Below are 23,930 nucleotides of genomic sequence, written 5' to 3' on the forward strand. Positions count from 1 at the left end.
ATGAGGCGTGAATATGCTTAACAGAGTTGTATTAGTAGGTCGATTAACAAAAGATCCAGAATACAGAACGACACCCTCAGGTGTAGGCGTAGCGACGTTTACTTTAGCAGTGAATCGTACGTTTACAAACAACCAAGGGGAACGTGAAGCAGACTTTATTAACTGTGTTGTTTTTAGAAAGCAAGCAGAAAACGTGAGCAATTTCTTGTTCAAAGGGAGTCTCGCTGGCGTTGATGGTCGCTTACAATCACGCAGTTACGAAAATCAAGAAGGCCGACGTGTCTATGTGACAGAAGTTGTGTGTGACAGTGTTCAATTCCTTGAACCTAAATCACAAAACCAACGTCATTCGAATAACCAAGGCAATGACTTCCAAAGTTATGGCCAAAGTTTCGGTGGACAACAACAAGGTCAAAATTCATCATATCAAAACAACAACAATCATTCATCGAACAATGATAACCCATTTGCCAATGCGAATGGCCCTATCGATATTAGTGATGATGATTTACCATTTTAAAATAATGAACGTATTATAAAAAATGAAGCAAGGGAGGCACAAATCATGGCAGGTGGACCAAGAAGAGGTGGTCGTCGTCGTAAAAAAGTTTGTTACTTCACAGCAAACGGTATTACACACATCGACTACAAAGACACTGAATTATTAAAACGTTTCATCTCAGAACGCGGTAAAATTTTACCACGTCGTGTGACTGGAACTTCAGCTAAATACCAACGTCAATTAACGACTGCAATTAAACGTGCACGTCATATGGCGTTATTACCATTCGTTAAAGACGAAGCTTAAGATTTGGTAATAAAAAAGTCCCGAACCGTATTAGGTGTCGGGATTTTTTATATATTTATAAAATTTTTTTATAAAAAGTATTGCAATCAGATGTGACACTCCCTATAATGTGGAGTAATTTCACAACAAAAGATGAGACATAGGAGTGAACAATATATGGTATGGTTAGACAAAATAAAGACTATATTGAAGGATACGTTTACAACTGTACCATGGGAAACGGCTGAAAATTCTAGTGGGAGCACGACGACTACTAAGAAAGCAAGAATCTCAAGCATCGCTGTTGCTATCATACTTTACATCGGATTTATGTGTATTAATTTAGATACATTTTCATTAGTGAGTGTCATCATAGGTATCATCGCTTTTTCAATTGCAGCGATGTTATGGAAATCGTCACGTTTAAAACTATTTAAATTTGAACGTATTAAAGGCGCTCATCTGTTACTTGCGCTCGGTGTATTCATTCTCGTCGGATTAATCGATCTTCTATTGTTATCCATGTTAGGGACGGGTAAAACGACAAATGATCAAGTCATAGACCAATCGATTCAACTACGTTCGACAATTTGGTTCGTCATTTTAGGCACATTTATCGGACCATTCGTTGAGGAAGTTGTATACCGTGGTATGGGGCTTAAATATATGTTTAGAGGTTTACCGTGGGTGGGTGTCATTGTATTATCGACAATATTCGCACTCACGCATGTACCATCAAATGTCATAGAGTTTCTCATTTATTTTCAATCTGCAGTTTTATATAGCTTTGTTTATTTAAAAACGAAGCGTTTTGAATTACCGTTACTGATGCATATATTGAACAATGCATATACATTTATTCCATTATTATTTCAATAAATCATTAAGGCGCACGATAAGGATACCGGTTTGAACCCTGTATTCCTACGTGCGCCTTATATTGTGCTTCAATTATTCACGCCAAAATTTTGTCGTATGTTGTTTATCTGCTATATTTTTTTCTATCATTTTTCGTATAAGATCAAAATTGACGTCATCTGTCCATTTAATTTTAATAATCATTTTTGTCGCATCATAACCCGCTTGTTTAATGGCGTCATCAAAATAATTCCGTGTCTCAATTTCAGGGGCAATCGCAAAATGGGGTTTTGCTTTACTCAATCCTAATATAAATGTGCCATTGTCTTTTAATAATAACATCGGCTGGTTCCACTTGATTTCTAAAGTAAGTTCAGGGTACTCATTCAGCAATTGCTCGACAACATTTTTTAGTTTCTCACGATGCGCTGGTTTTTCAATGGTTTCCAGAAATGCTTCAAATGTTTTCATGCATACACCTCAATTTTTAATCCATCTACAGATTGTTATTTTTGTTTACTATACCATATTTAATTTTCTAAAGGGTCGCATTTAGAATGCAGATATGTTACTTTAATATCGAAAACCGATATCGAATACCGATATTAGCAAAGGAGGACGTTATTTGAAAAGTAAACTAGAACGTCGTATGTTTTTAGGGTTTATATATATTCATATTTTACATCATGCGCTTGAAGCACCGATTTACGGCAGTTGGATGATTGAGGAGTTACGTTCACATGGGTATGACATGAGTGCGGGAACGTTATATCCGATTTTACATCGTATGGAAGAAGAGGGATTACTTGAAACCGAAAAAGTCACGGTGAAGGGGCATCAGCGTATCCATTACAACTGTACGGATTTTGGTGCTCAAATGTTGAAGGAGAGTAAGCGTAAATTAGCTGAATTACTAAATGAAATTTAGGAGGATGATGCTATGAAAGGGTATGTTCATTTATTTTTAATTGCATTAAGGTTGGGCTGTACGTCTTTCGGAGGACCTACAGCGCATTTGGGATATTTTTATGATGAGTATGTGAAACGGCGTCAATGGTTAACAGATGCTCAATATACGCATTTGGTTGCTTTGTGTCAGTTTTTACCAGGACCTGCGAGTAGCCAGGTAGGATTTGGTATTGGCGTGGCCAAAGCAGGACTCATTGGGGGCATCATATCATTCCTCGGTTTTACACTGCCGTCTGTCTTGATTTTAGTTATATTTGCAAGCTTGCTTCAAACATCTGGGATGGATATGAGTTGGGTGAACGGTTTGAAAATTGTAGCGGTCGCTGTGGTACTTAATGCTATCTTAGGTATGGCTCAAAAACTACTCCCAGATATGAAAACGAAACTATTTGCATTGTTCACGCTCGTCGTTACAGTACTTATCGCACACCCAGCATCGCAAGTGCTCGCATTAACTCTAGTGGGTCTCATTGGTTTGTTTGTATTTAAACATGAACAAGGTGAAACAACTCAAGTGCGACTATTTCAAATCCGTCGCTCAGTGGGCATTAGCGCCCTGATACTCTTTTTTAGTCTACTCATTGTATTACCCATCGCGAATGCGCTGTCAGAGTCATCATGGATTGCGATGATAGATCATTTCTACCGTTCTGGCGCTCTCGTTTTTGGAGGGGGACACGTCGTATTACCTTTATTAGAAGGTGCATTTGTAGGAGGTAAAATGATTAGTGCAGATGATTTTATTACAGGATATGCACTCGCGCAAGCCGTACCGGGGCCGTTGTTTACATTCGCATCTTATATTGGAACCGTCATGTCAGGTTGGCTTGGTGCTATTGTAGCAACGCTCGCCATCTTTTTACCTGCATTTTTACTTCTTGTAGGCGTCTTGCCATTTTGGGAACGCGTTCAAAATAATATGCACATGCGTAAAATTTTAAAAGGCGTCAGTGCAGGCGTGGTAGGTATATTGGTCGCTGCGTTTTATGATCCTATCCTGACATCAGCAGTGTATACACGCATTGACTTTGTATTTGCGGCTATTTTATTTGTATTGTTGGCGTACTGTAAAGTGCCTTCTTGGGCGATTGTGATTTTAGGTATTATTGGCGGTGTCGCGCTGTATTAAACATATAAAATAGTAGTTACCTTTTTAATCGTTTTTTAATTTTTCTTTAAGTCAATTTCAATCTCTAATGATTAAAGTAACCATATATAACAGGGCGTTATTTAATTTGAGGAGTGTTGAAAGATGAAATGTACAGTGATTCCATCAGGATTTAAAGAAAGTCTGAGTGCAGAAGAAGTGGGTTATGCGATTAAAAAAGGGATTCATAATGTTTCACCGACACATGATGTTCACGTCATTCCTATGGTGGATGGTGGTGAAGGATTCGTTGAAACAATGATTAAAGTGAAAAATGGTTACAAAATAAAGACGCAAGTGACAGGACCTATAGGTAAACAAATCTCTTCATTCTTTGGTGTTTTTAAAGAAGACGGCCAAACTGTGGCGGTGATTGAAATGGCAGCTATTGCAGGACTGAGACATGTGCCTAAAACGAAGCGTAATCCTTTATATACAACGACATATGGTGTAGGAGAAACGATTTTAAAAGCGCTAGATTATGGTGTGGATCGTATTTTGATAGGTTGTGGAGATTCAGGCACATCGGATGGTGGAATTGGCATGGCCCAAGCAATAGGCGTACAACTATTCGACGCACAAGATGCGCTGCTTCATATACAAGGTGCTGCCGATATTCATAAAATTGCGTATATGGATTTGTCAGGTGTCGATCCACGGATACAACATACGCAAATGGATGTCGCTGTGAATTGGACTAATGTGTTATGCGGTGAAAACGGTGTTGCACGAGTGTTTGGACCTCAAAAGGGAGCGACATCAGAAGAAGTAGAACACTTATCTGCTAACCTTGAACATTTAGCAACTCTAATTGAACGTGAGACAGGTAAAAATTTACGAACAGTTGAAGGGTCAGGTGCTTCAGGTGGTCTCGGGGCAGGCTTAAGCGCATTTGCAAATGCGACGTTACATCCACGTTTTGATGTCATTATGACTTACATTAATGTTGAAACGGCGATTAAAGATAGCGATGTTGTTATTACCGCTGAAGGTTGTATTGATGATCAAACGCCTAATGGAAAAATACCAGCTGAAGTAGCACGAATCGCTAAAACATATGACAAACCCGTCGTGGCACTTGCAGGTACAATTGGTAAAAATGCGAAACGCAATTATCAAAGTGGTATCGATGCGTTTTCAAGCATTATTCCGGGTCCTACGACACTTGATAATGCTATTGAAGATGCAGAAAAATGGCTAGAAGGCTGTGCAGAAAGCGTCATCCGACATATTACTATTGGTATGTCTTTGATAGGATCAGAACAAAAATTTGATGCATCAAGCAAGAAAGTAGCGCTATAAAATGTTCAATAATGTATCATTAACCCAACTGATGGCGTGGTTAGGTTTTATCATTATCGCATTAAGTATCTTTTTAGGAACATCGTTAGCGTACCTGGGTAAGGTCAGTTTAATGTGTTTTGTTTTGGCACTAGGGCTATTTGTATTTTCTAAAGTACCTGCTGGACTTGTAGGGATGTTATGTCTTGTTGTCGCAGTAGTGTTAGGTGTGCCTGAAGCGATGTTATTTAATGCACTGAATCAACACATTGTATGGTTAATGATAGGTGCCTTTATCATGAGTGCTGTGATCGAATCGAGTGGATTGTTGCAGCGTTTGGTAAAGTGGATGGCTATGCACTGCTATACACCTTTACGTGCGATAGGGTTTATGAGTCTAGCTATTTTACTCATGACGTTTACGATTCCTTCCACATCGAGTCGTGCTGCAGCATTTATGCCTATTTTTCTAGCGCTTAAGACGCATTTTCCAAAATATCAAACATTCTTTGGTCTTTTAATTCCAATGTTGATTCTGATGATGACCAATGCCACATTAATGGGGGCAGGTAGTCATCTGATAGGTATTGGTATTTTAGAAGGTCAAACAGACGCTCAAATCAGTTATATGGCATTTTTGCTATGGGGGTTACCATTTGCATTAATCATAAGCTTATTAACGATTTTTGTACTGAGATGGCACATCAAGCCCAATACCGTCAATGTGCCTCTTGATAATGCTTCTGTACAGTACATTGAACATGCACGCGAGCCATTGACATCACAAGAAAAGATTGCGTTGAGTTTGATCGGACTAACGATTTTATTATGGCTTACAGAGGCGCTGCATGGCTTTGATATAGCGTTTGTGACGATAGCGATGAGTTGTATTATGGTGTTACCACAGTTCAAGTTAATTGCTTGGAATACCGCGTTAAAAAAAGTGTCTTGGAGTTTAATCTTTTTTGTTGCAAGTGCATCAGTGTTGGGAGAACTCCTTGTGAAGTACAAAGTGATTGCCCATTTCCAAACACTATTTATGCAAGGGTTACAACATATATCAATTATGAATGAATGGTTTTTAATTTTACTCATTAGTGTCATTAGCGTGATGTCACATTTATTGATTACAAGTCATACGACACGAGCGGTAGTGCTTATACCGACATTTCTAATACTCTGTAAGATGTTTGACCTTAATCCTGTTGCAGTAGTTTTTATTGCACTTATAGGTATCAACTATTGTGTGACATTTCCAGTAAGCTCTAAAGCATTACTTATTTTTTATGAGTTAGATGAACGACCATTTACAACGAGACAACTTGCTTATTTGAGTCTTTATTTAATGCCGATGTACATCATTGTAATGGTTGTTATGTATTTTATTTATTGGCAGTTTACGGGGTTACATTTAAAGTAGGGGGCTGACATGGAACATATTTTAATAGTTGAAGATGATGAAAAAATTGCACGTGTATTACAATTAGAACTTGAATTTGCAGAATATCATGTGACGAATGTCTACACAGGTAAAGAAGCATTACATGCGTATAATGAAGGGGCCTTTGATTTAATTTTATTAGATGTCATGTTGCCTGAACTCAATGGATTAGAAGTTTTAAGGCGCATTCGAATGAAAGATAAAAATATAAAAGTGATTATGTTGACGGCGAGAGATGCGGTTACTGACAAAGTCGGTGGTCTGGACTCTGGGGCGAATGATTATGTGACAAAACCGTTTGAAATTGAAGAGTTGTTGGCACGTATTCGTGTGCATTTAAAATCAGCGCAAATCGAAGCGAAATCACCTTCACACACACTTCAGTATAAACATATTCGTGTAGATACAAATTCACGAGAAGTATTCCGCGATGATACCTTAATCAATTTAACACCAAAAGAATATGAGCTCCTTGTGTTTTTATTAGAGCACAAAAATCAAGCATTAGAACGTGAACAAATTATTGAAAAAGTATGGGCTTATGACTATCAAGGAGATACCAATGTTGTAGATGTGTATGTACGTCATTTGCGAAAAAAGCTCGATCAATCTAAGCCATCGCTCATTTCAAGTGTTCGCGGTTATGGCTATATGATAAAGGATTGAAGTCATGCGTTTAGGAACTCGAATTCAACTGTATATTACGTTAATGACGGTAATTATAGTCATTTGCGTGAACATACTTGTCTATTTTCTATTTAAACATTATGCACTGGAATCCGAACTGAATCAACTCGAAAACCGTAGTGTCAATATTATGGAAGAAATGAAAGCTTCTGAAAACCAAACGAATACGGAAATTATGAACCACGGATATATTTTATCAGATGGCTATATTAGCGTGGTCAATCAAGATGATGTAGCAATTGTAAAATTTGCGACAGATGTGACTTACAACAATATGGAATTAGACTATCGTGCGCATCAATATAAAAGGACGATTGACTACAAAGGCCATCACTTTGCGATGGTGTCATTACCTATTGTTTGGAAAGATGGCAATGTCGTTAATTTACAATTATTTGAAAATGTCGACTTTAAATATGAATCTTTTCAAATGTTGAAATGGATTTTAGTCGGCTCCACCTTATTTGTATTAATCCTCATTTTTTATATCAATAATATGATAACCCGTATCATTACAGAACCGATATTGCAATTAATTCAACATATTAAAAAAACAGAGGATACTAAAGACTATCAACCTGTTCACATTCAAAAAAATGATTCATATGAAATTAAAGTATTATCAAATTCGTTTAACGATATGATGAACAAATTAAAAGAACATGATGAGAAACAACAAGCATTTATTATGAATGCGTCACATGAATTAAAAACGCCAATCACTGTCATTAGTGCCTACAGCCAAATGTTGAAACGTTTTGGAAAAAAAGATGAAAGAACATTAGATGAAAGTATTCACGCAATTCATGATGAAGCGCAAAAAATGAAGTTTTTAACTGAACAGCTACTGTATGTGGCTCAAATTACAGAAAATAAGACGGAGCGCAGTCTTGAATGTGTTCATTTACCGACCATTGTTCAAGAATTAGTAGACAGAATGACTAATGTCTACACTCATACCTTGAAAGTGGAAGATTATACGGCTTCAGGAAATGTACAGATAGATGTCCAATCCTTTAAACAATTGGTCCATATATTTTTAGATAATGCACACAAATATGGACGCACGTCAATTAATCTTATATTAACCGAAACAAAACAGCACGTGATGCTATCAATATCTGATGATGGTATAGGAATTCCTCAAGCGGAACTGCCGCACATTTTTACGCGATTTTATCGTGTGGACAAAGCACGTTCACGACAAACAGGCGGTTCTGGTTTAGGATTATCCATTGCCCAAGAAATCGCTAAGAAAGAACATATTACAATTCATGTGAATAGCGAAGTGAATCATGGAACGACTTTTACATTAACGATTCCAAAGGAGGTAAACTATGAAATCACTCCTTAAAATAGTTGTACTTATCATTAGCATCATATTAGCCGTTTTTTTAGGTATCGTTATTTATCTTAGCGCCAATCAATCATACATGAGTAAAGCGAGCGCAAAGCAATTGGTGGAAAACCGTTATGATGGCACAGTAAAATCAATTCATACGAATCAAAATGAAGCTGAATTTAATGTAAGAATGGTGAATAAAGAGGCAGAGTATCACATTGTGATTGATCGAAAAAAAGGGTCAATTATGCAAATGACGAAGACGAAAACATTTAAAAAGCAAGCAGCTCTGAAAAAAAGCCAAAAACAAAAGAAGAGGATGCATCACATCAGTGAAAACGAAGCGAAAACCATCGCTAAAAAGCATGTCGGTGGTACGTTTGTCGCAATCAAATTACAACAATCGAAAAATGCGCCACACTATGCAGTGACACAACATGTGAATCAAAGCGAAGGCGCTAATGTGATGATACATCGCCTAACTGGTAAAGTGACCTCAGTGTCATGGTTCACCCGTGCAGGCGCGACAACTCAAGAAGAACATGCTGCGACGCATCATCATTCACATGATGCATCAGCACCACAGTCCCATGAAACGCCAAACACGTCACAAGTGCCATCCTCGCCACAATCGCCAACATCTACCTCTGAGGATGATGATGTTGGAGAGGATGACTGGGGTGAAGACGACTAACACGACAAAATGCAACGCTAACCCGATTCGACATTAATCATGGGGACGTTGCATTTTTAACGTCAAATGTAAACTTATTTAAAATTTTGTTTACAATTATGCTATACTGTCCTATAGATTAGGAGGTTTTAGAATGAATTTAGCAATGCGCATTTTACAAGGTCACCCTTTAACACATCAAGAAGCTTATGACATATTTATTGATGATACGATGGATACGATGGATTTGGTACATGAAGCGTATCAACTGAGAAAACATTATTATGGGCACAAAGTGAAACTAAATATGATATTGAACGCTAAAAGTGGCATTTGCCCAGAAGATTGTGGTTATTGTGGTCAATCACGTGAAATGAAAGAAAAACAACGCTATGCTTTAATTCCTGAAAACCAAATTACTGAAGGGGCTAAAGTGGCAGCGGAGCATGAAATTGGTACATATTGTATTGTAATGAGTGGTAGAGGACCAAGTGATAAAGAAGTAGATCATATTACGAAATCTGTTGAGCGTATTAAATCAGAGCACCCACAATTGAAGATTTGTGCATGCTTAGGATTAACGAATGAAAAACAAGCAGCGCAATTGAAAGCAGCGGGTGTGGACCGTTATAATCACAACTTAAACACGAGTGAAAATTATCACGACGAAGTTGTTACCACACATTCATATCAAGACCGCGTTGATACGATTGAGACGATGAAGGCACACAATATTTCACCATGTTCGGGGGTCATTTGTGGTATGGGAGAAACGAACGAAGATATCGTGGATATGGCGTTTGCCTTGAGAGACATTGACGCAGACAGTATCCCGGTCAACTTTTTACATCCGATTAAAGGAACGAAATTTGGAGAGATGGATGATTTAACACCAATGCGTTGCTTACGTATTTTGGCACTATTTAGGTTAATTAATCCAACGAAAGAGATTCGTATTGCTGGTGGCCGTGAAGTCAACTTGCGTTCATTACAATCTACAGCTTTGATGGTAGCGAATTCTATTTTCGTTGGCGATTATTTAATCACAGGGGGTCAGCCAAATCAATTAGATTACGATATGATTAAAGATATGGGATACGAGATTGATTATAACCATGACGTTGCACAACCGGTTAAAACGGTATAATGATGTGTGTAAAAACTGTCGATGAAGCCATGTGCTTGATTGGCAGTTTTTTATTTAAAGTAAAAAGATAATAATTACGTCTATGGAAGGATAGCACGACACATCATCCATGTTAAAATAACGTTAATGGTAAAAGGAAGTGAACACATGTATAAGAAATTACTCGCTAGCGGTCTAGTCCTCACCTTATTAACGACAGGCACAACGTATCAAGCTGAAGCGGCCAATGAACATAAACCTAAAGAAGATATCTTTATTCAAGGGGCGGATTTAAATCAAAATCAGCTACACGAAACGAAAGAGCTTCTTGGCGTCGGTAAGAACGTCACAACATACGAAGTGAATCATAACGACGTTGTTCGTTATACAGGAACAGAATATGATTTCATTCATTCCAGTGCTTATATTAAGCCGAAGAAATTTGGTAGAGGCGTCTCTGTAACGATTGAAACCCCTGACAACATTACGCGTATTACACGTGAACAATATATCAACGCTGCGATTACCGCGGGTATTCAAGATGCGAAAATTAAAATTGCTGCAATTGATCGTGTTTCTGGAGAAGGCGCGCTCACAGGTATATATAAAGCGTACGAGACACAAGGTCACACATTAAATCAAAAAGACATTCAAAATGCACACCAAGAAATGAATGATTTAGCGAATATTAGTGAAACGCATGCGAAAAAAGAGGGCTATTCAGATGAAGTGTTGAACCAATCCATTGCTGATATGAAAGGTCAAATTGCAGAAGCCAAACAGAATAATCAACAAATTAATCAAACAACGATTAACCATATCGTTAATCAAACGATACATGAACACAACTTACATCAAATATTAAGTGATAATGATATTGCAGTGATTCAAAATTTGATGATGAATGTTGCAAAATCTGATGTCATTAACCAAGATCCGAAAGCATATGAAAAACAAGCGAACGCACTAAAAGATGATATTCGTAAACATGCAGGGGATAAAATTGAAGCGTTAAAAAACTTAAATCCTGAAGAAGCAGGCAACTTCTTCCAAAGAATATGGAATGCGATTGTCGATTTCTTTCAACGTATTTATTTATGGCTCATGTCATTTTTATAATGAATAATGCGTACTGGATATGTCTAATTAGATTAACAGAAAGCCTTCAAATTCATTGACTAGAATGTATTTGAAGGCTTTCTATATTGGGGAGTTATAAAGCATGAGTGTGGGCGTGAACTATTTACACAGCGCTTGAATCACAGGACGTCGGCTTAACGTTGGATAGAGTAATGAAACAACGATAAGTGTAAAACAAATGCCTGGCAATGCATGAGCAACCAGTACAATTGGCGGCAAATGTAAAAATTCAGCAAGAACAATACGAGATACTAGCGTTCCTACGCATCCAGCAATGCATAGCGTTCTTAACGATACCCCTAAACAATACACCACACTTATTGAGAGTATTCTAAAAATCAAAGAGATACATAAATGAAGTGGATTGAATGCGCCAATGATGAATAGAATCGCACTTGAAATCAGGCCACCAATAAAATAGCGTTTAATTCCAAAAAAAGCCAATATTAAAAGCGATACAGGTGCCGAAAGTTGGAATTCCAACCCAGGCAATATAGCCGGTAGTTTAAACAAAGCAAAAACAGTTAACAGTGCAGCAATAGCACTGATTTGAGTAATGGATTTCGTCGACATGATGAATTAACCTCTAAATAATAACTTATAATATTATTATATATTATAAACGCATATATGGTTAGGGTCAAATGCCAAAAACATAGCGTTCATTGTTGGTGTCCATGAGACGTATGAAGAGGCAGTCAAATTTAGAGATGCTACATTTTTATAAATAAAAAAGACTGGTAACATGAAGTGTTCATGTCGCCAGTCCGTTGTATTATTGATTTTAATTACGGATGAGGTAATCAAATGCAGATAATGCTGCGCTTGCACCAGATCCCATTGAAATAATAATTTGTTTGTAGCGTTGGTCTGTACAGTCACCTGCTGCGAAAATGCCAGGGACATTTGTTTGGTTCAATCTATCCACTTCGATTTCACCCATACGGTTACGTTGGACAGCATCGCCAACCCATTCTGTGTTAGGTGATAAACCGATTTGAACAAAGACACCGTCTAGTTCAACGTGTTTAGATTCGTCAGTTGCACGGTCTGTATACGTAATGCCGTTAACACGGTCAGTACCTGTAATTTCAGAAGTTGCAGCATTTGTGATTACTGTCGTATTTGGTAATGAGCGAAGACGATCTTGTAACACAGAGTCTGCACGCATTTCTTCACCAAATTCAAACAATGTAACGTGGTTACAAATACCAGCGAGGTCAATCGCTGCTTCGACACCTGAATTACCGCCACCAACTACAGCGACATCCTTACCTTCAAATAAAGGACCGTCACAGTGTGGGCAGTAAGCGACACCTTTGTTCGCAAATTCGCTTTCGCCAGGAACGCCAAGTTGACGCCAACGTGCACCTGTTGCAATGATTAAGGATTTCGTTTTTAATGTCGCACCGTTATTTAACGTAACGTCTGTGCCTTCGTCCGTTTTTTGAATCTTATCAGCACGAACACCTTTCATGATGTCTACTTTGTAGTCTGAAATGTGTTGTTCAAGGTTTGATGATAATTCAGGACCTGTCGTTTTCTTCACGCCGATTAAGTTTTCGATATCAGCCGTATCATTCACTTGACCCCCAATACGGTCAGCGACAATACCTGTTTTTAAACCTTTACGCGCAGCATAGATGGCTGCACTTGCGCTTGCAGGGCCACCACCGATGACAAGAACATCAAATGTTTCTTTACCTTCAAATTCAGATGCATCAGGACCTTCGCCTAATTCGTTTAAAATATCAGAAACAGTCATACGGCCATTTCCAAATGATTCACCATTTAAAAAGATAGCTGGAACTGCCATAATGTCTTCAGCTTCTTTTTTGAATACTGCACCATCAATCATCGTATGTGTAATATTTGGATTGATTACAGACATTAAGTTTAATGCTTGAACGACATCTGGACATTTTTGACATGTTAAGCTAACAAATGTTTCAAAGTTTAATGGTTTGTCGATAGCTTTAATTTGATCGATAACAGATTGAGACTCTTTTGGTGCACGACCACTGACTTGTAATAAGGCGAGTACAAATGAATTGAATTCATGACCTAATGGTACACCTGCAAATGTGATACCAGACTCTTCATTTGGACGATTAATACTGAAACTTGGTGTGCGTTTTAAATCAGCTTTTTCAACTGTAATGCGAGATGACATTTCTGCAACTTCATTGACTAAGTCGCTTAATTTTTGTGAGTGTTCATCAGTGCCAGCACTTAATTTGAACACCACGTCACCTTCCATTAAATCAAGAAGCTGTGTAAGTTGTTGCTTTAACTCTTGGTTTAACATATGTTTTGGCCTCCTAAAAATGTGAATGGATTGAGAGCGGGACAACAATCTCATTCAACGGGAAGATTGCTGTCCCGCCCAGGCAATAAGGAAACGTTTGAATACCTTCAAAAGGAGGCAATCAAACGCTTCATGTTGTGCCTAGACGGAATATTTATGAATAGAATTGGAATAAAATTTTATGGACAGTATGAACGGAGGAGCCAGAACTTAACACCTGGCTTGCCTAGTCCTTCATCATAAATACTAAAATTCATATTTTGCTTGGGTGATCAGATAGAATTTTAGTATTTCGAGTAGGCGTTGCCGCTCATGCATCATAAAGATTGTATTCGAACTTCTTAGATTTTACCTACTAAGTCTAAACCTGGTGTTAATGTGTCGTTACCTTCTTCCCATTTTGCAGGACAAACTTCACCTGGGTTTTGACGCACGTATTGCGCAGCTTTGATTTTGTGTACTAATGTGCTTGCATCACGACCGATACCATCTGCGTTAATTTCAGCTGCTTGAACAACACCGTCAGGGTCAACGATGAATGTACCACGTTGTGCAAGACCAGTGTTTTCATCTAACACGTCAAAGTTACGTGTAATCGCTTGAGATGGGTCACCAATCATTACGTATTGTAATGTGCTGATCGCATCTGAATGGTCATGCCACGCTTTGTGTACGAAATGTGTATCAGTTGAAACTGAGTAAACATTTACACCAAGCTCTTGTAATTTAGCGTAATGGTTTTGAACGTCTTGTAATTCTGTTGGACATACGAATGAGAAGTCAGCTGGATAGAATACAACTACACTCCAGTTACCTTTTAAATCTTCATGAGATACCTCAACGAATTCGTCTGTTTTTGCATTGTACGCTTGTGCTGAAAATTCTTCAATTTGTTTACCGATTAAAGACATAATGAAATTCCTCCTAAAAAATGATAATCATTATTATTGATTAGAATTGATGTGATTGAGTTCTTTATCATCATTCCTTATTAATAATAATTCTAATCTTGACTCTTATTATACACGAAAAGTGATAGACGTCAAACGAAATTACTCTCTTTTTACTTTAAATGCATTTTAAAGAATCACTAAATTCTTGTGAAAACCTCATACTTAACGTATCGACCTCAATACAATTTACACGTTTTCAATATTATTGACGATATAATTTTCTCAATTAGAGCTATATTTTATCAATTAAAGGCATTGAAGTTGATAAAATAACATAAATAGAAGTAAAGCCGACCCACACTCATTCAGCTTTACTTCTTAAATGCGTTATTCAAATGTGACATTGACATTACCAATATGCGTATACTCTACATGATACGTACCGACCTCTGCTTGAAGTGGTGTGATAAAAGTGCCTGAAGACACAATATCACCCGCTTTTAATGATTTGCCATGTGCAGCTAATTTTTCAGCTAACCATTGAATTGCTTTTACTGGATGACCTAAGACGGCAGACGAATGTCCTTCGGCGAGGGCGGTCTCATTATGTTGAAGTGTCATGGAGATATCTCCAAGCGTGTCATAATCAGGGGTATCTACAGCTTCTCCAACAATGACAAGGCCTGTAGCTGTATTATCAGCTAGTAAGTCGCCCAATGTAAAATGTGGAAACCAATCGATATAACGTGCGTCTGGCACTTCAATTGCTGGGGCAATCTTTGATTTAGATAGTACTTCTTCTACAGTAGGGTGATTAGATACATCTTCTGTGAACTCAAATACCAATTCGGGTTCAATTAAAGGTGAAAACAAGTCGTGTAAGTTAAGCGTGGTATTAGACGCTTTAACGACATGGCTTAATAATGTTCCATATGCCGGCTCATGAGTGTTCGCATACGCTTGAGTTGCTTTACTTGTCATACTGACTTTGTATCCAGCAACTGTTGATCCTGTCGCGGATTGAATGCGTTGTGTCAGTTCTTGTTGTACCGCATACCCTAACGTTTCATCTACAGCTGCATCGGGATTAAGAAAAGGGATGGGTTGATGATTTAAATACGCTTGATGAAGTTGTTTTGCTAAAGATTTTGTTTGATTCGTCATAGTGTCTACCCCTTTATTCTGAAAATTGTTACAATTAGGATAACTTTTATTTAAAAGTATTGCAAGTTAAGGTGAAACACGATTTATGCGCTAGGAAATAGATTTTGATAAAATGAGAAAAAAGTAATAGGGGTGGCACATATGTCTGAACATGTTTATGCGTTAGCGAAACAACATCATTCGGTACGGAAATTTAAATCAAAAGCGATTGACCGAGAAGTGATTCGTAAACTGATTGAAGCTGGTCAAATGGCGTCGACATCAAGTTTTTTACAAACGACTTCCGTTATTGGTGTTGAAAATCTAGACAAGAAAGAAGCATTAAAAGAAGTATCTGGACAACCTTACGTTGTTGAAAATGGCTATTTATTAGTATTCGTTTTAGATTATCATCGACATCATTTAATTAGTGAAAAGCGAGACGCACAATTAGAAGGTAGTTTTGAGTCAGCTGAAGGTTTACTCGTAGGTACAGTAGATGCAGCATTAATGGCTCAAAATATTGCGTTAACTGCAGAGGATATGGGTTACGGCATTGTTTATTTAGGATCATTGCGCAATGATGTACCGCGAGTACGTGAAATTTTAGGACTACCAGAGTTTACATTCCCGTTATTCGGCATGGCGATTGGTGAACCTGCGGATGATGAAAATGGTACACCAAAACCCCGTTTGCCGTTCGAACATGTCTTTCACGTCGATGGCTACAACACAGATGATACCCAACTAGAAGCACAACTTGAGGCCTATGATGAGACGGTTTCTAACTATTACAACGCACGCACACATGGAGAACGTACGGAAACTTGGTCAGAACAAATCACGCAATTTATGAACAGTAAACAACGGTTAGAAATGTTGAACTGGTTACAAATGTCAGGATTTAATAAGAAATAAAAAATAGAGAGTGTGACGTATTAGGGCACACTCTCTATTTTTAATGCTGTGATGCGAGTTCGTCATAGTGGTTAGATTTAAATGTTTCTTCATCTAATTGTTTCGTTAATTTTGCAGTGCCTGTACCGGCGAGTAATGAATCGTTCACGTTAAGTGCTGTACGTCCCATGTCGATAAGGGGTTCGACTGAAATTAAGACACCCGCAAGACCGACTGGAAGGTTCAGTGCGGATAATACAAGAATGGATGCGAATGTCGCACCACCACCTACACCTGCCACTCCGAACGAACTCAGTACGACAACAACGATTAACGTTAAAATAAACTGCCAGTTCAGTTCAACACCTGCCACTGGGGCAACCATCACGGCTAACATGGCAGGATAAATACCCGCACAGCCATTCTGACCGATAGAGAGGCCGAATGATCCCGAAAAGTTCGCAATCGCTGGTGGCACACCTAAACGTTCAGTTTGCGTTTGAATATTGAGGGGTAACGCACCTGCACTTGAACGAGACGTAAACGCAAATAAAATAACTTCTGCTGTTTTCTTCATAAACTGAAGGGGATTCACGCCCAAAATTGCCAAGATAATCATATGAATGAGATACATCGTGAGTAAAGCTGCATATGAAGCAATAACGAATTTACCTAATGTCCATATGGCCGCAAAGTCACTTGTCGCAATCGTCGTAATCATAATCGCTAAAATACCATAAGGTGTAAGGCGTAAAACAAACGTCACAATTGCCATAACAAGTGAATAGACGGCGTCAATGCCACGTTTTAAAATGTGACCTTTTTCTGGTTCTTTACGTAACACACGTAAGAAAGCAAATCCGATAAATGCTGCGAAAATCACGACAGCAATCGTAGACGTTGCACGCGCACCGGTAAAATCTAGAAATGGATTTGAAGGTAATAATTCTAAAATTTGTGCTGGTAACGTCGTTGCGGTCATTTCTTTTGCTTGGTTCGTAATTTCAGAGCTACGGGCATTTTCAGCCTGGCCTAAATCAATCGATGAGGCATCTAAACCGAATAATAACGCAAAAACAATTCCTACTATTGCAGCAATGGCTACAGTGCCAATTAAAAACATTAAAATGAGACTACCCATTTTAGCAAATTTTTCACCGATGTCGATTTTTGTAAATGCGACGACAATCGATACGAAAACAAGTGGAATTACAATCATTTTAAGTAATGAAATGTAACCTTGACCGACGATGTCTATCCAAGATGTTGTTTCAGTGATTATTTTACTTCCCGCGCCATAAGAAATATGAAGGATTAGACCGAGAAGAATTCCTAAACCTAATGCGATGAAGACACGTTTGGGGAATTTTATATGTTTTTTAGCCATCCACCATAGCCCAACAAGAGCAATGATGAAAATGACGAGATTAAGAATAATTAAAAATGTAGACATGGCAACACGCTTCCTTTTAATTCCGATTTATATAATAAGAATAATCGGTATGCGGTACAAAAGCAAGTACATTTTTAGTTTTGTTGCACGTTTGGTGTAAAAGGTTGCAATGTATCGAGCGCTTGCACGTCACCTTGAATCGCTTTCGCCATTAATTGACCTACAATTGGAGAGAGTAAAATACCATTACGGTAATGTCCCGTCGCTACAAAAAGCGAAGGGCTAATTGGACCCATGATAGGGACTTCTTGATGTGTAATAGGCCTAATACCCGTCCAAGTTTTAATAATGCGATGGTTTCGAAGTTGAGGGAGCATTTCCTGACTTTTATCATCAAGCCATTTTAAATTTGACGCATCATTATCAGTCGACCAATTGTCCCATTCAGAAGTCGCACCGATTAAATACCGATTGTGATGTTTTGGAACAATATAGCAACCATTGGCATTAAAAAGGGTCGTCTTTAAAATAGGGGATTGGGTTTCGACTAACTTCACATCGCCTTTCACAGGACGGGTAGGTAATGAAATATGTATATCTGATAACAATTTGCCACTCCAGGCACCTGCCGCAATAACGAGTAAATCTGCCATCATAGCGCCTTGAGAGGTATGAACGGTATAGCCATCTCGATGTTTTTCAATGTGTGTGACTTCAGTATGTGAATACAATTGCGTGTTTTTTTGAGATATTACCGCTTTTGTGAGTGCTTGAGTATAAAGGTTGGCATGGATTTGACCATCGTCTTGAATTTTAAATGCGGCTGTTGTTTTGGGGTTGAGGTGTGGAAACAAACGGTGCAAATCTTTCGGATGGAACCATTGAATGTGATGGTCATCTTGTTTTAAAAATGAAAATTGTTTTTTGATATTTTCGATATGTGTGACTTCTGTCGCGATTTTAATGAGACCGTGACATTGGAATTCAATATCTATACCTGTATCACGTTGGAGTTGTTGAGCAACATGTGGCATTAACGCACGACTTTGCATCGCTAATCGATAGAGTGGGGTAGCTTCAAAAAATTCATTTTGAGCACCTAACATTCCTCCAGCTGCATACGATGCATTCATGCGAGGTGTGGTGCGATCAATAATAGAGATATTATAGGGAGCGTTAGATAATTGGCGAGCGATAGAAAGCCCCATTACGCCGCCACCGATAATGATTAATTTTTGCATAAAAAAACCTCCTGCAATCTTGTGCAAGAGGTGTCACCTGTATTGAAACAATCTGAAAAAAGGACTTTTTCCAGACACATAAATTGTGTTCACATACGGCTTCCCTTCGTTGGTACTAACCACTTCAGGTTCAAAGAGTTAAGATGACGTCTTTCTCAGCTCACTTAAGAGCACCCCTAGCACTTGTATTGCGTATTTATTTTAGTGAATCTTAGCCGCCGAATAAGCGTGCCCAAAAACCTTTTTGCTCTTGGTTGTTTTTAATCGTTGTCACAAGTTCTTGTTGTTCTTTAGTTTGTGTTTCGATGCTTTCTTGTGTTTTAGATAATTGATCCGCTTGTTGTTTTTGACTTTCGGTAATGGCATTTAAAGATTTTGCGTTTGTTTCAAGTTGGTTGTTTAACTGTGTATGTAATGATTTCAATTCTTCTTGTTGTTGGTGGACTTGAGAAATCATTTGTCCCAAAAGTTGGCGTTCTTCGCGCATTTTATCGATTTCTGCTTTTAGTTCTTGCATCATTTGAGGGAATTGTTGGTCTGATGGCAAGTTTTGACCATTATCTTTGACGATGACTTGTAAAAAGTCTTTTTCTTGTTCTAATTCTTCAAATGCAAGTTCATAACTGTTCGTGCGTCCAACACGTTCTGCAATTTCTTGGAATAATTCAATGTCTTCTTCTTGGAAATCCGTTGCTTCACGTCCACGGTATTCCGTTTTTTTCAACTGGTAGCCACGTTCTTCTAGGTGCTGTACAATTTTGCGCACTTGCTTTTCACTAAGCTCTGATTTCTGTGCAAACTCTTTTGTTAGCATGTTCATAAATCCTTTCTGTCAGTCATTTTAGACTTACGGTAGCCTGAGTTCAGTGACCCGTCAGTCTTACCTCTATCTTATTGTAACGGCTTTAAGACTGGATTTCAAGGGCTTACGTATTCATATCTTTACTCAAATTCATTTTTATTAATAGTGGATAAATCACACGTCTTGGAATGCGATTAGCAAAGACGTATTTCAAAATATAGCACGATTTTACACTTGTACCGTAGATATCTTTCGTTAAAGGAATGTTTGCTTTGATATATAAATCAAGAGGTACAGGTTTTCCTTTACGGTCTAATGAAGGTTGAATATAAGGGATTTGCGTTTGTTTTTCATAACCATGATGTGTTAAGAAATGACGTCGAAACGCGATGTCTTCTGCTGTTTTGGCATCGACATCTGGATTTTCGAGCGTTGATTCAAACATAAAGAAGTTCACATCGCGCCCGTGCAATTGATTAGATAATCGATTAATGCCTTTTTCCACTTCTTCTAGCATCATAGCTAAATATGTTTCCTGTTCTGCACCAGGTTCTGCGATTAAATAGACAATGAAGCCTGTGTTAGTTGTTGCTTCATAATGTGCTGTCGCAAAACTCACCACACGATTGTCTTCAATGCCGACTAGAAAAACGTAATCATTGTGTGTTTTTTCAGTTTTTAAAGATTGCACAAAGACAGATTCGTCTTCTGTTACGAGGGGATCTAATTTATCCATATAAAAATCGAGTGCGGGTTCATACCATTGATCTTGGGTAGATTTTATTTGTACAAATTTCATTACGTTCACCTCTCTTGATTGATAACAGTATAGCACAGATAGTTAAAAACAGGCGTAGTAGACTGGCGCTTTCATATAAAAAGGACTAGAACATTTTATAATGTCCTAGCCCCAAAAATTCATCATTATGATTGATTTGAATTTCACTCGATATCACCTTTATGTTCAGAAGGCTTATGTTTATCTGTTGAAGGTTCAACATAAGCGGCATTGTTTTGCGTGACTTCACCATGTTTAATTGTGTCTTTTTGAACGATGACAACAATTTTATGATTGTTCAAGTCTTGTTTTAAATCTTCAGTTTTTTCTTCGCCAAAATCATAACGACTTAATGCGGCACTTTCAGCGTCTTCACCGATAAACATACGCATGAATTTATCACTGATCGTACCGTTAGTCGATTTGTGTTGAATTTGACAATCATTGAATCGATCTGTTTTTAATTTTTCTTTACTAATGACTACGATTTCTGATTCCTTATAACCGTTTCGTAAAAAAGAATCTACGACTTCAATTGCATCTTCTTCTGTGCGTGCTACTTTAAAATCTGCCATAATCGACGCCTCCGTTTTTAATATTCATATTAGTTTTACCCATGTTATATCGCAATTAACCGTTTGATACCTATAAGATAATCATAACAAATTTACGGCATTTAATTAACAAATTTATGATTGCGCTTCCATAATAATGTTGCCCTTAAGAAGGGTATTCTGCAATTAATTTACATAAATTTCTGAAAATAATTGATTTGACGCGACGGTATTGCGTATTAGCTTCAAATTTGCTATTATCATTAAATAATTTATACGCACTCATATAATCTGAAGAATATGGCTTTGGAAGTTTCTACCACGTTGCCTTAAACAATGTGACTATGAGTAAATGAAAATCAATGTAATGCTTTGTATCATTTTGTCATGTGTTTCATGATTTCAATGATATTTTTAGTGATACCTTTTATGTCTCACCCAATTCATGTCAATGACACACGTATCAAAGTGAACGCTATGACTATTTTGTTGAATGAATAGGGATTATAAAACGTGTCACACTTACAACTGTATTTCACTTACTCGTTCCTAAAACTATATTCTGAAGTTTTGGGCTTTTTTATTATCTTGACCAAAATTGAGGAGGAACCGAAGTGGAAAGGTTAAAAAACAAAGTCATTGAAGATGGCGTTGTCATTGATGAAAAAATCTTAAAAGTGGATGGTTTTCTAAATCATCAAATTGATGCTGAACTGATGCACGAGATAGGAAAAGTCTTTCATGAACAATTTGCGCATGAAAACGTCACAAAAATCTTAACGATTGAAGCCTCAGGTATTGCCCCGGCCATTATGGCAGCTTTACATTTTGATGTCCCTTGTCTATTTGCGAAAAAAGCAAAGCCGAGCACATTGAATAAAGGTTTCTATCAAACAGATGTGCATTCATTTACGAAAAATAAAACGAGTACCGTCATCATTTCAGAAGAATTTTTATCACCTGATGACCGCGTATTCATTATCGATGATTTTTTAGCGAATGGCGAAGCCGCACTTGGGCTACACCGTCTCGTACAACAAGCGAACGCGACAACTGTAGGAGTTGGGATATTAGTAGAAAAAAGCTTCCAACAAGGACGTACACGTCTTGAAGAAGCAGGACTCAATGTATCGTCATTGTGTCAAATTGGCTCTCTTAAAGGCAACAAAATTACATTAGTTGGAGATCAAGCATAATGAAAAGATTTCTATTAAGTTTACAACATCTCTTAGCTATGTATGCGGGTGCCATTCTTGTACCTATTATTGTAGGAACAAGTTTAAAATTCACCCCTGAACAAATCGCATTTCTTGTTACTGTCGATATTTTTATGTGTGGTGTTGCGACATTTTTACAAGTGTACCGCGGGGTCGGAATAGGTCTCCCGGTCGTGTTAGGATGTACGTTTACTGCTGTTGCGCCAATGATTATGATTGGGCAGTCTAAAGGGGTAGACGTCTTGTACGGTTCACTTTTCGCATCAGGGCTTTTGGTCATTATCATCGCACCATTTTTCGCTTATCTTGTGCGTCTTTTTCCACCAGTTGTGACGGGAAGTGTCGTAACCATTATCGGTATTACGTTAATGCCAGTCGCAATGAATTATATTGCTGGAGGGCAAGGTGCCAAAGATTACGGTTCACCGAAGCATATTTTACTTGGTTTTGCGACACTCATCATCATTTTAGTCATTCAACGTTTTGCGACAGGTTTTATTAAATCTATTGCCATTTTATTAGGATTAGTGAGTGGGACAGTGATCGCAAGTTTCTTAGGACTTGTGGATATCGCCCAAGTGGGTCAAGCCCATTGGTTTGAATTACCACGCCCATTCCGATTTGACGGATTCGCTTTTGACTTTGGTGCCATCGTCGTTTTCTTTATCGTCGCGCTCATCAGTTTAATCGAGTCAACGGGTGTGTATCATGCGTTAAGTCAAATTACAGAACGTCAATTAGAACGTAAAGATTTTAGAAAAGGCTATATGGCTGAAGGAATTGCGATTACGTTAGGTGCCATTTTTAATGCCTTTCCATATACAGCATATTCTCAAAACGTAGGGCTTGTGTCCTTATCTGGCGCTAAGAAAAATGATGTCATTTACGGCATGGTCATCATGCTTATCATTTGTGGCTGTATTCCTAAAATTGGCGCATTAGCGAACATCATCCCTTTGTCTGTTTTAGGTGGTGCGATGTTAGCGATGTTTGGTATGGTGATGGCTTATGGTGTCCGCATCCTCGGTGACATTAATTTCAAAAACCAAAACAATTTGTTAATCATCGCGATTTCAGTCGGATTAGGGGCGGGGATTACTGCCGTTCCAGAAGCCTTTAAAGCACTCGGTGATCAATTTACATGGTTTACTCAAAATGGTATCGTTTTAGGAACAATTTCCGCGATTATATTGAATTTATTTTTTAATGGTCTAAACTATCAACAAAACGAAGAAAATGTGAAATAATATAAC

Annotated in this window: 25 protein-coding genes and 2 riboswitches; of the genes, 15 read left to right on the top strand and 10 right to left on the bottom strand. The window is 38.0% G+C overall.

The window, feature by feature from the left end; translation table 11 throughout:
* Positions 1-13: 13 nt before the first annotated feature.
* The 3 genes from ssb to GJE18_RS00295 all read left to right on the top strand — a co-directional run bounded on the left by ssb (position 14) and on the right by GJE18_RS00295 (position 1,666).
* Positions 14-520: a single-stranded DNA-binding protein gene (ssb, locus tag GJE18_RS00285; protein ID WP_037565084.1), complete on the top strand. Its 507-nt coding sequence runs from the start codon at positions 14-16 to the stop codon at positions 518-520.
* A 45-nt stretch (positions 521-565) separates the two neighbouring features.
* Complete coding sequence (gene rpsR / locus GJE18_RS00290; protein WP_037565082.1) at positions 566-808, top strand: 30S ribosomal protein S18; 243 nt, start codon at positions 566-568, stop codon at positions 806-808.
* A gap of 156 nt (positions 809-964) precedes the next feature.
* Positions 965-1,666, top strand: coding sequence for a CPBP family intramembrane glutamic endopeptidase (locus GJE18_RS00295; protein ID WP_060552193.1), 702 nt, complete (start codon positions 965-967; stop codon positions 1,664-1,666).
* 72 nt (positions 1,667-1,738) lie between these two features.
* On the opposite strand, the gene GJE18_RS00300 is transcribed toward GJE18_RS00295, so the two are convergent.
* A complete protein-coding gene (locus GJE18_RS00300; RefSeq protein WP_060552194.1) occupies positions 1,739-2,116 on the bottom strand; it encodes an iron chaperone in 378 nt (125 codons plus the stop codon).
* A gap of 154 nt (positions 2,117-2,270) precedes the next feature.
* On the opposite strand from GJE18_RS00300, the gene GJE18_RS00305 reads away from it, so the two are divergent.
* The 9 genes from GJE18_RS00305 to GJE18_RS00345 all read left to right on the top strand — a co-directional run bounded on the left by GJE18_RS00305 (position 2,271) and on the right by GJE18_RS00345 (position 11,430).
* Entirely contained in the window at positions 2,271-2,573 is a 303-nt protein-coding gene (locus GJE18_RS00305) for a PadR family transcriptional regulator (protein WP_060552195.1), read from the top strand.
* Between the two features lie 12 nt (positions 2,574-2,585).
* Entirely contained in the window at positions 2,586-3,743 is a 1,158-nt protein-coding gene (chrA, locus tag GJE18_RS00310; protein ID WP_060552196.1) for a chromate efflux transporter, read from the top strand.
* A gap of 123 nt (positions 3,744-3,866) precedes the next feature.
* Positions 3,867-5,063 carry a glycerate kinase family protein gene (locus GJE18_RS00315; RefSeq protein ID WP_107368689.1) on the top strand — a complete coding sequence of 399 codons (1,197 nt, stop codon included), beginning with the start codon at positions 3,867-3,869 and terminating at the stop codon, positions 5,061-5,063.
* A gap of 1 nt (position 5,064) precedes the next feature.
* A complete protein-coding gene (locus GJE18_RS00320) occupies positions 5,065-6,462 on the top strand; it encodes an SLC13 family permease (protein ID WP_107368690.1) in 1,398 nt (465 codons plus the stop codon).
* Between the two features lie 9 nt (positions 6,463-6,471).
* Entirely contained in the window at positions 6,472-7,149 is a 678-nt protein-coding gene (locus tag GJE18_RS00325; protein WP_060552199.1) for a response regulator transcription factor, read from the top strand.
* 4 nt (positions 7,150-7,153) lie between these two features.
* Positions 7,154-8,524, top strand: a complete 1,371-nt coding sequence (locus GJE18_RS00330) for a sensor histidine kinase (protein ID WP_107368691.1) — start codon at positions 7,154-7,156, stop codon at positions 8,522-8,524.
* On the top strand, positions 8,508-9,206 hold the full coding sequence (locus tag GJE18_RS00335; RefSeq protein WP_107368692.1) for a PepSY domain-containing protein: 699 nt from the start codon (positions 8,508-8,510) through the stop codon (positions 9,204-9,206). Before GJE18_RS00330 ends, GJE18_RS00335 begins: the two co-directional genes overlap by 17 nt.
* 133 nt (positions 9,207-9,339) lie before the next feature.
* Entirely contained in the window at positions 9,340-10,332 is a 993-nt protein-coding gene (bioB, locus tag GJE18_RS00340; RefSeq protein WP_037565066.1) for a biotin synthase BioB, read from the top strand.
* A gap of 147 nt (positions 10,333-10,479) precedes the next feature.
* Positions 10,480-11,430: a DUF1002 domain-containing protein gene (locus GJE18_RS00345; protein WP_060552203.1), complete on the top strand. Its 951-nt coding sequence runs from the start codon at positions 10,480-10,482 to the stop codon at positions 11,428-11,430.
* Positions 11,431-11,550: 120 nt separating this feature from the next.
* Here GJE18_RS00345 and GJE18_RS00350 read toward each other — a convergent pair whose 3' ends face one another.
* The 4 genes from GJE18_RS00350 to GJE18_RS00365 all read right to left on the bottom strand — a co-directional run bounded on the left by GJE18_RS00350 (position 11,551) and on the right by GJE18_RS00365 (position 15,816).
* On the bottom strand, positions 11,551-12,024 hold the full coding sequence (locus tag GJE18_RS00350) for a hypothetical protein (protein WP_060552204.1): 474 nt from the start codon (positions 12,022-12,024) through the stop codon (positions 11,551-11,553).
* Between the two features lie 211 nt (positions 12,025-12,235).
* Positions 12,236-13,759, bottom strand: coding sequence for an alkyl hydroperoxide reductase subunit F (gene ahpF / locus GJE18_RS00355; RefSeq protein ID WP_107368693.1), 1,524 nt, complete (start codon positions 13,757-13,759; stop codon positions 12,236-12,238).
* A gap of 341 nt (positions 13,760-14,100) precedes the next feature.
* Positions 14,101-14,670, bottom strand: a complete 570-nt coding sequence (ahpC, locus tag GJE18_RS00360; protein ID WP_037565060.1) for an alkyl hydroperoxide reductase subunit C — start codon at positions 14,668-14,670, stop codon at positions 14,101-14,103.
* A 369-nt stretch (positions 14,671-15,039) separates the two neighbouring features.
* The gene (locus GJE18_RS00365; RefSeq protein WP_060552206.1) at positions 15,040-15,816 is read right to left on the bottom strand and encodes a 2-keto-4-pentenoate hydratase; all 777 of its coding nucleotides are present in this window, start codon (positions 15,814-15,816) and stop codon (positions 15,040-15,042) included.
* 141 nt (positions 15,817-15,957) lie between these two features.
* Here GJE18_RS00365 and nfsA point away from each other — a divergent pair, with 141 nt between their 5' ends.
* Positions 15,958-16,713: an oxygen-insensitive NADPH nitroreductase gene (gene nfsA, locus GJE18_RS00370; RefSeq protein ID WP_060552207.1), complete on the top strand. Its 756-nt coding sequence runs from the start codon at positions 15,958-15,960 to the stop codon at positions 16,711-16,713.
* A gap of 40 nt (positions 16,714-16,753) precedes the next feature.
* Here the strand turns inward: nfsA and GJE18_RS00375 are convergent, their stop codons facing one another.
* The 5 genes from GJE18_RS00375 to GJE18_RS00395 all read right to left on the bottom strand — a co-directional run bounded on the left by GJE18_RS00375 (position 16,754) and on the right by GJE18_RS00395 (position 21,481).
* On the bottom strand, positions 16,754-18,145 hold the full coding sequence (locus tag GJE18_RS00375; RefSeq protein WP_085622253.1) for an L-cystine transporter: 1,392 nt from the start codon (positions 18,143-18,145) through the stop codon (positions 16,754-16,756).
* A 74-nt stretch (positions 18,146-18,219) separates the two neighbouring features.
* Positions 18,220-19,326: a glycine oxidase ThiO gene (gene thiO, locus GJE18_RS00380; RefSeq protein WP_107368695.1), complete on the bottom strand. Its 1,107-nt coding sequence runs from the start codon at positions 19,324-19,326 to the stop codon at positions 18,220-18,222.
* An 84-nt stretch (positions 19,327-19,410) separates the two neighbouring features.
* Positions 19,411-19,514: riboswitch (TPP riboswitch) on the bottom strand.
* 23 nt (positions 19,515-19,537) lie between these two features.
* Positions 19,538-20,140, bottom strand: coding sequence for a DNA-binding protein (locus GJE18_RS00385; protein WP_037565048.1), 603 nt, complete (start codon positions 20,138-20,140; stop codon positions 19,538-19,540).
* A 112-nt stretch (positions 20,141-20,252) separates the two neighbouring features.
* Positions 20,253-20,927 (bottom strand): hypothetical protein, encoded by a 675-nt coding sequence (locus GJE18_RS00390; RefSeq protein WP_060552210.1) that lies wholly within the window; start codon positions 20,925-20,927, stop codon positions 20,253-20,255.
* A 143-nt stretch (positions 20,928-21,070) separates the two neighbouring features.
* Complete coding sequence (locus GJE18_RS00395) at positions 21,071-21,481, bottom strand: general stress protein (RefSeq protein WP_107368696.1); 411 nt, start codon at positions 21,479-21,481, stop codon at positions 21,071-21,073.
* A gap of 241 nt (positions 21,482-21,722) precedes the next feature.
* Positions 21,723-21,825, top strand: a riboswitch (purine riboswitch).
* Positions 21,826-22,074: 249 nt separating this feature from the next.
* Here GJE18_RS00395 and xpt point away from each other — a divergent pair.
* Complete coding sequence (xpt, locus tag GJE18_RS00400; protein WP_060552212.1) at positions 22,075-22,656, top strand: xanthine phosphoribosyltransferase; 582 nt, start codon at positions 22,075-22,077, stop codon at positions 22,654-22,656.
* Positions 22,656-23,924 carry a xanthine permease PbuX gene (gene pbuX, locus GJE18_RS00405; protein WP_060552213.1) on the top strand — a complete coding sequence of 423 codons (1,269 nt, stop codon included), beginning with the start codon at positions 22,656-22,658 and terminating at the stop codon, positions 23,922-23,924. The genes xpt and pbuX overlap by 1 nt, the downstream gene beginning before the upstream one ends.
* Positions 23,925-23,930: the final 6 nt, after the last annotated feature.

The sequence above is a fragment of the Staphylococcus agnetis genome (genome assembly GCF_011466855.1).
GTDB lineage: Bacteria > Bacillota > Bacilli > Staphylococcales > Staphylococcaceae > Staphylococcus > Staphylococcus agnetis.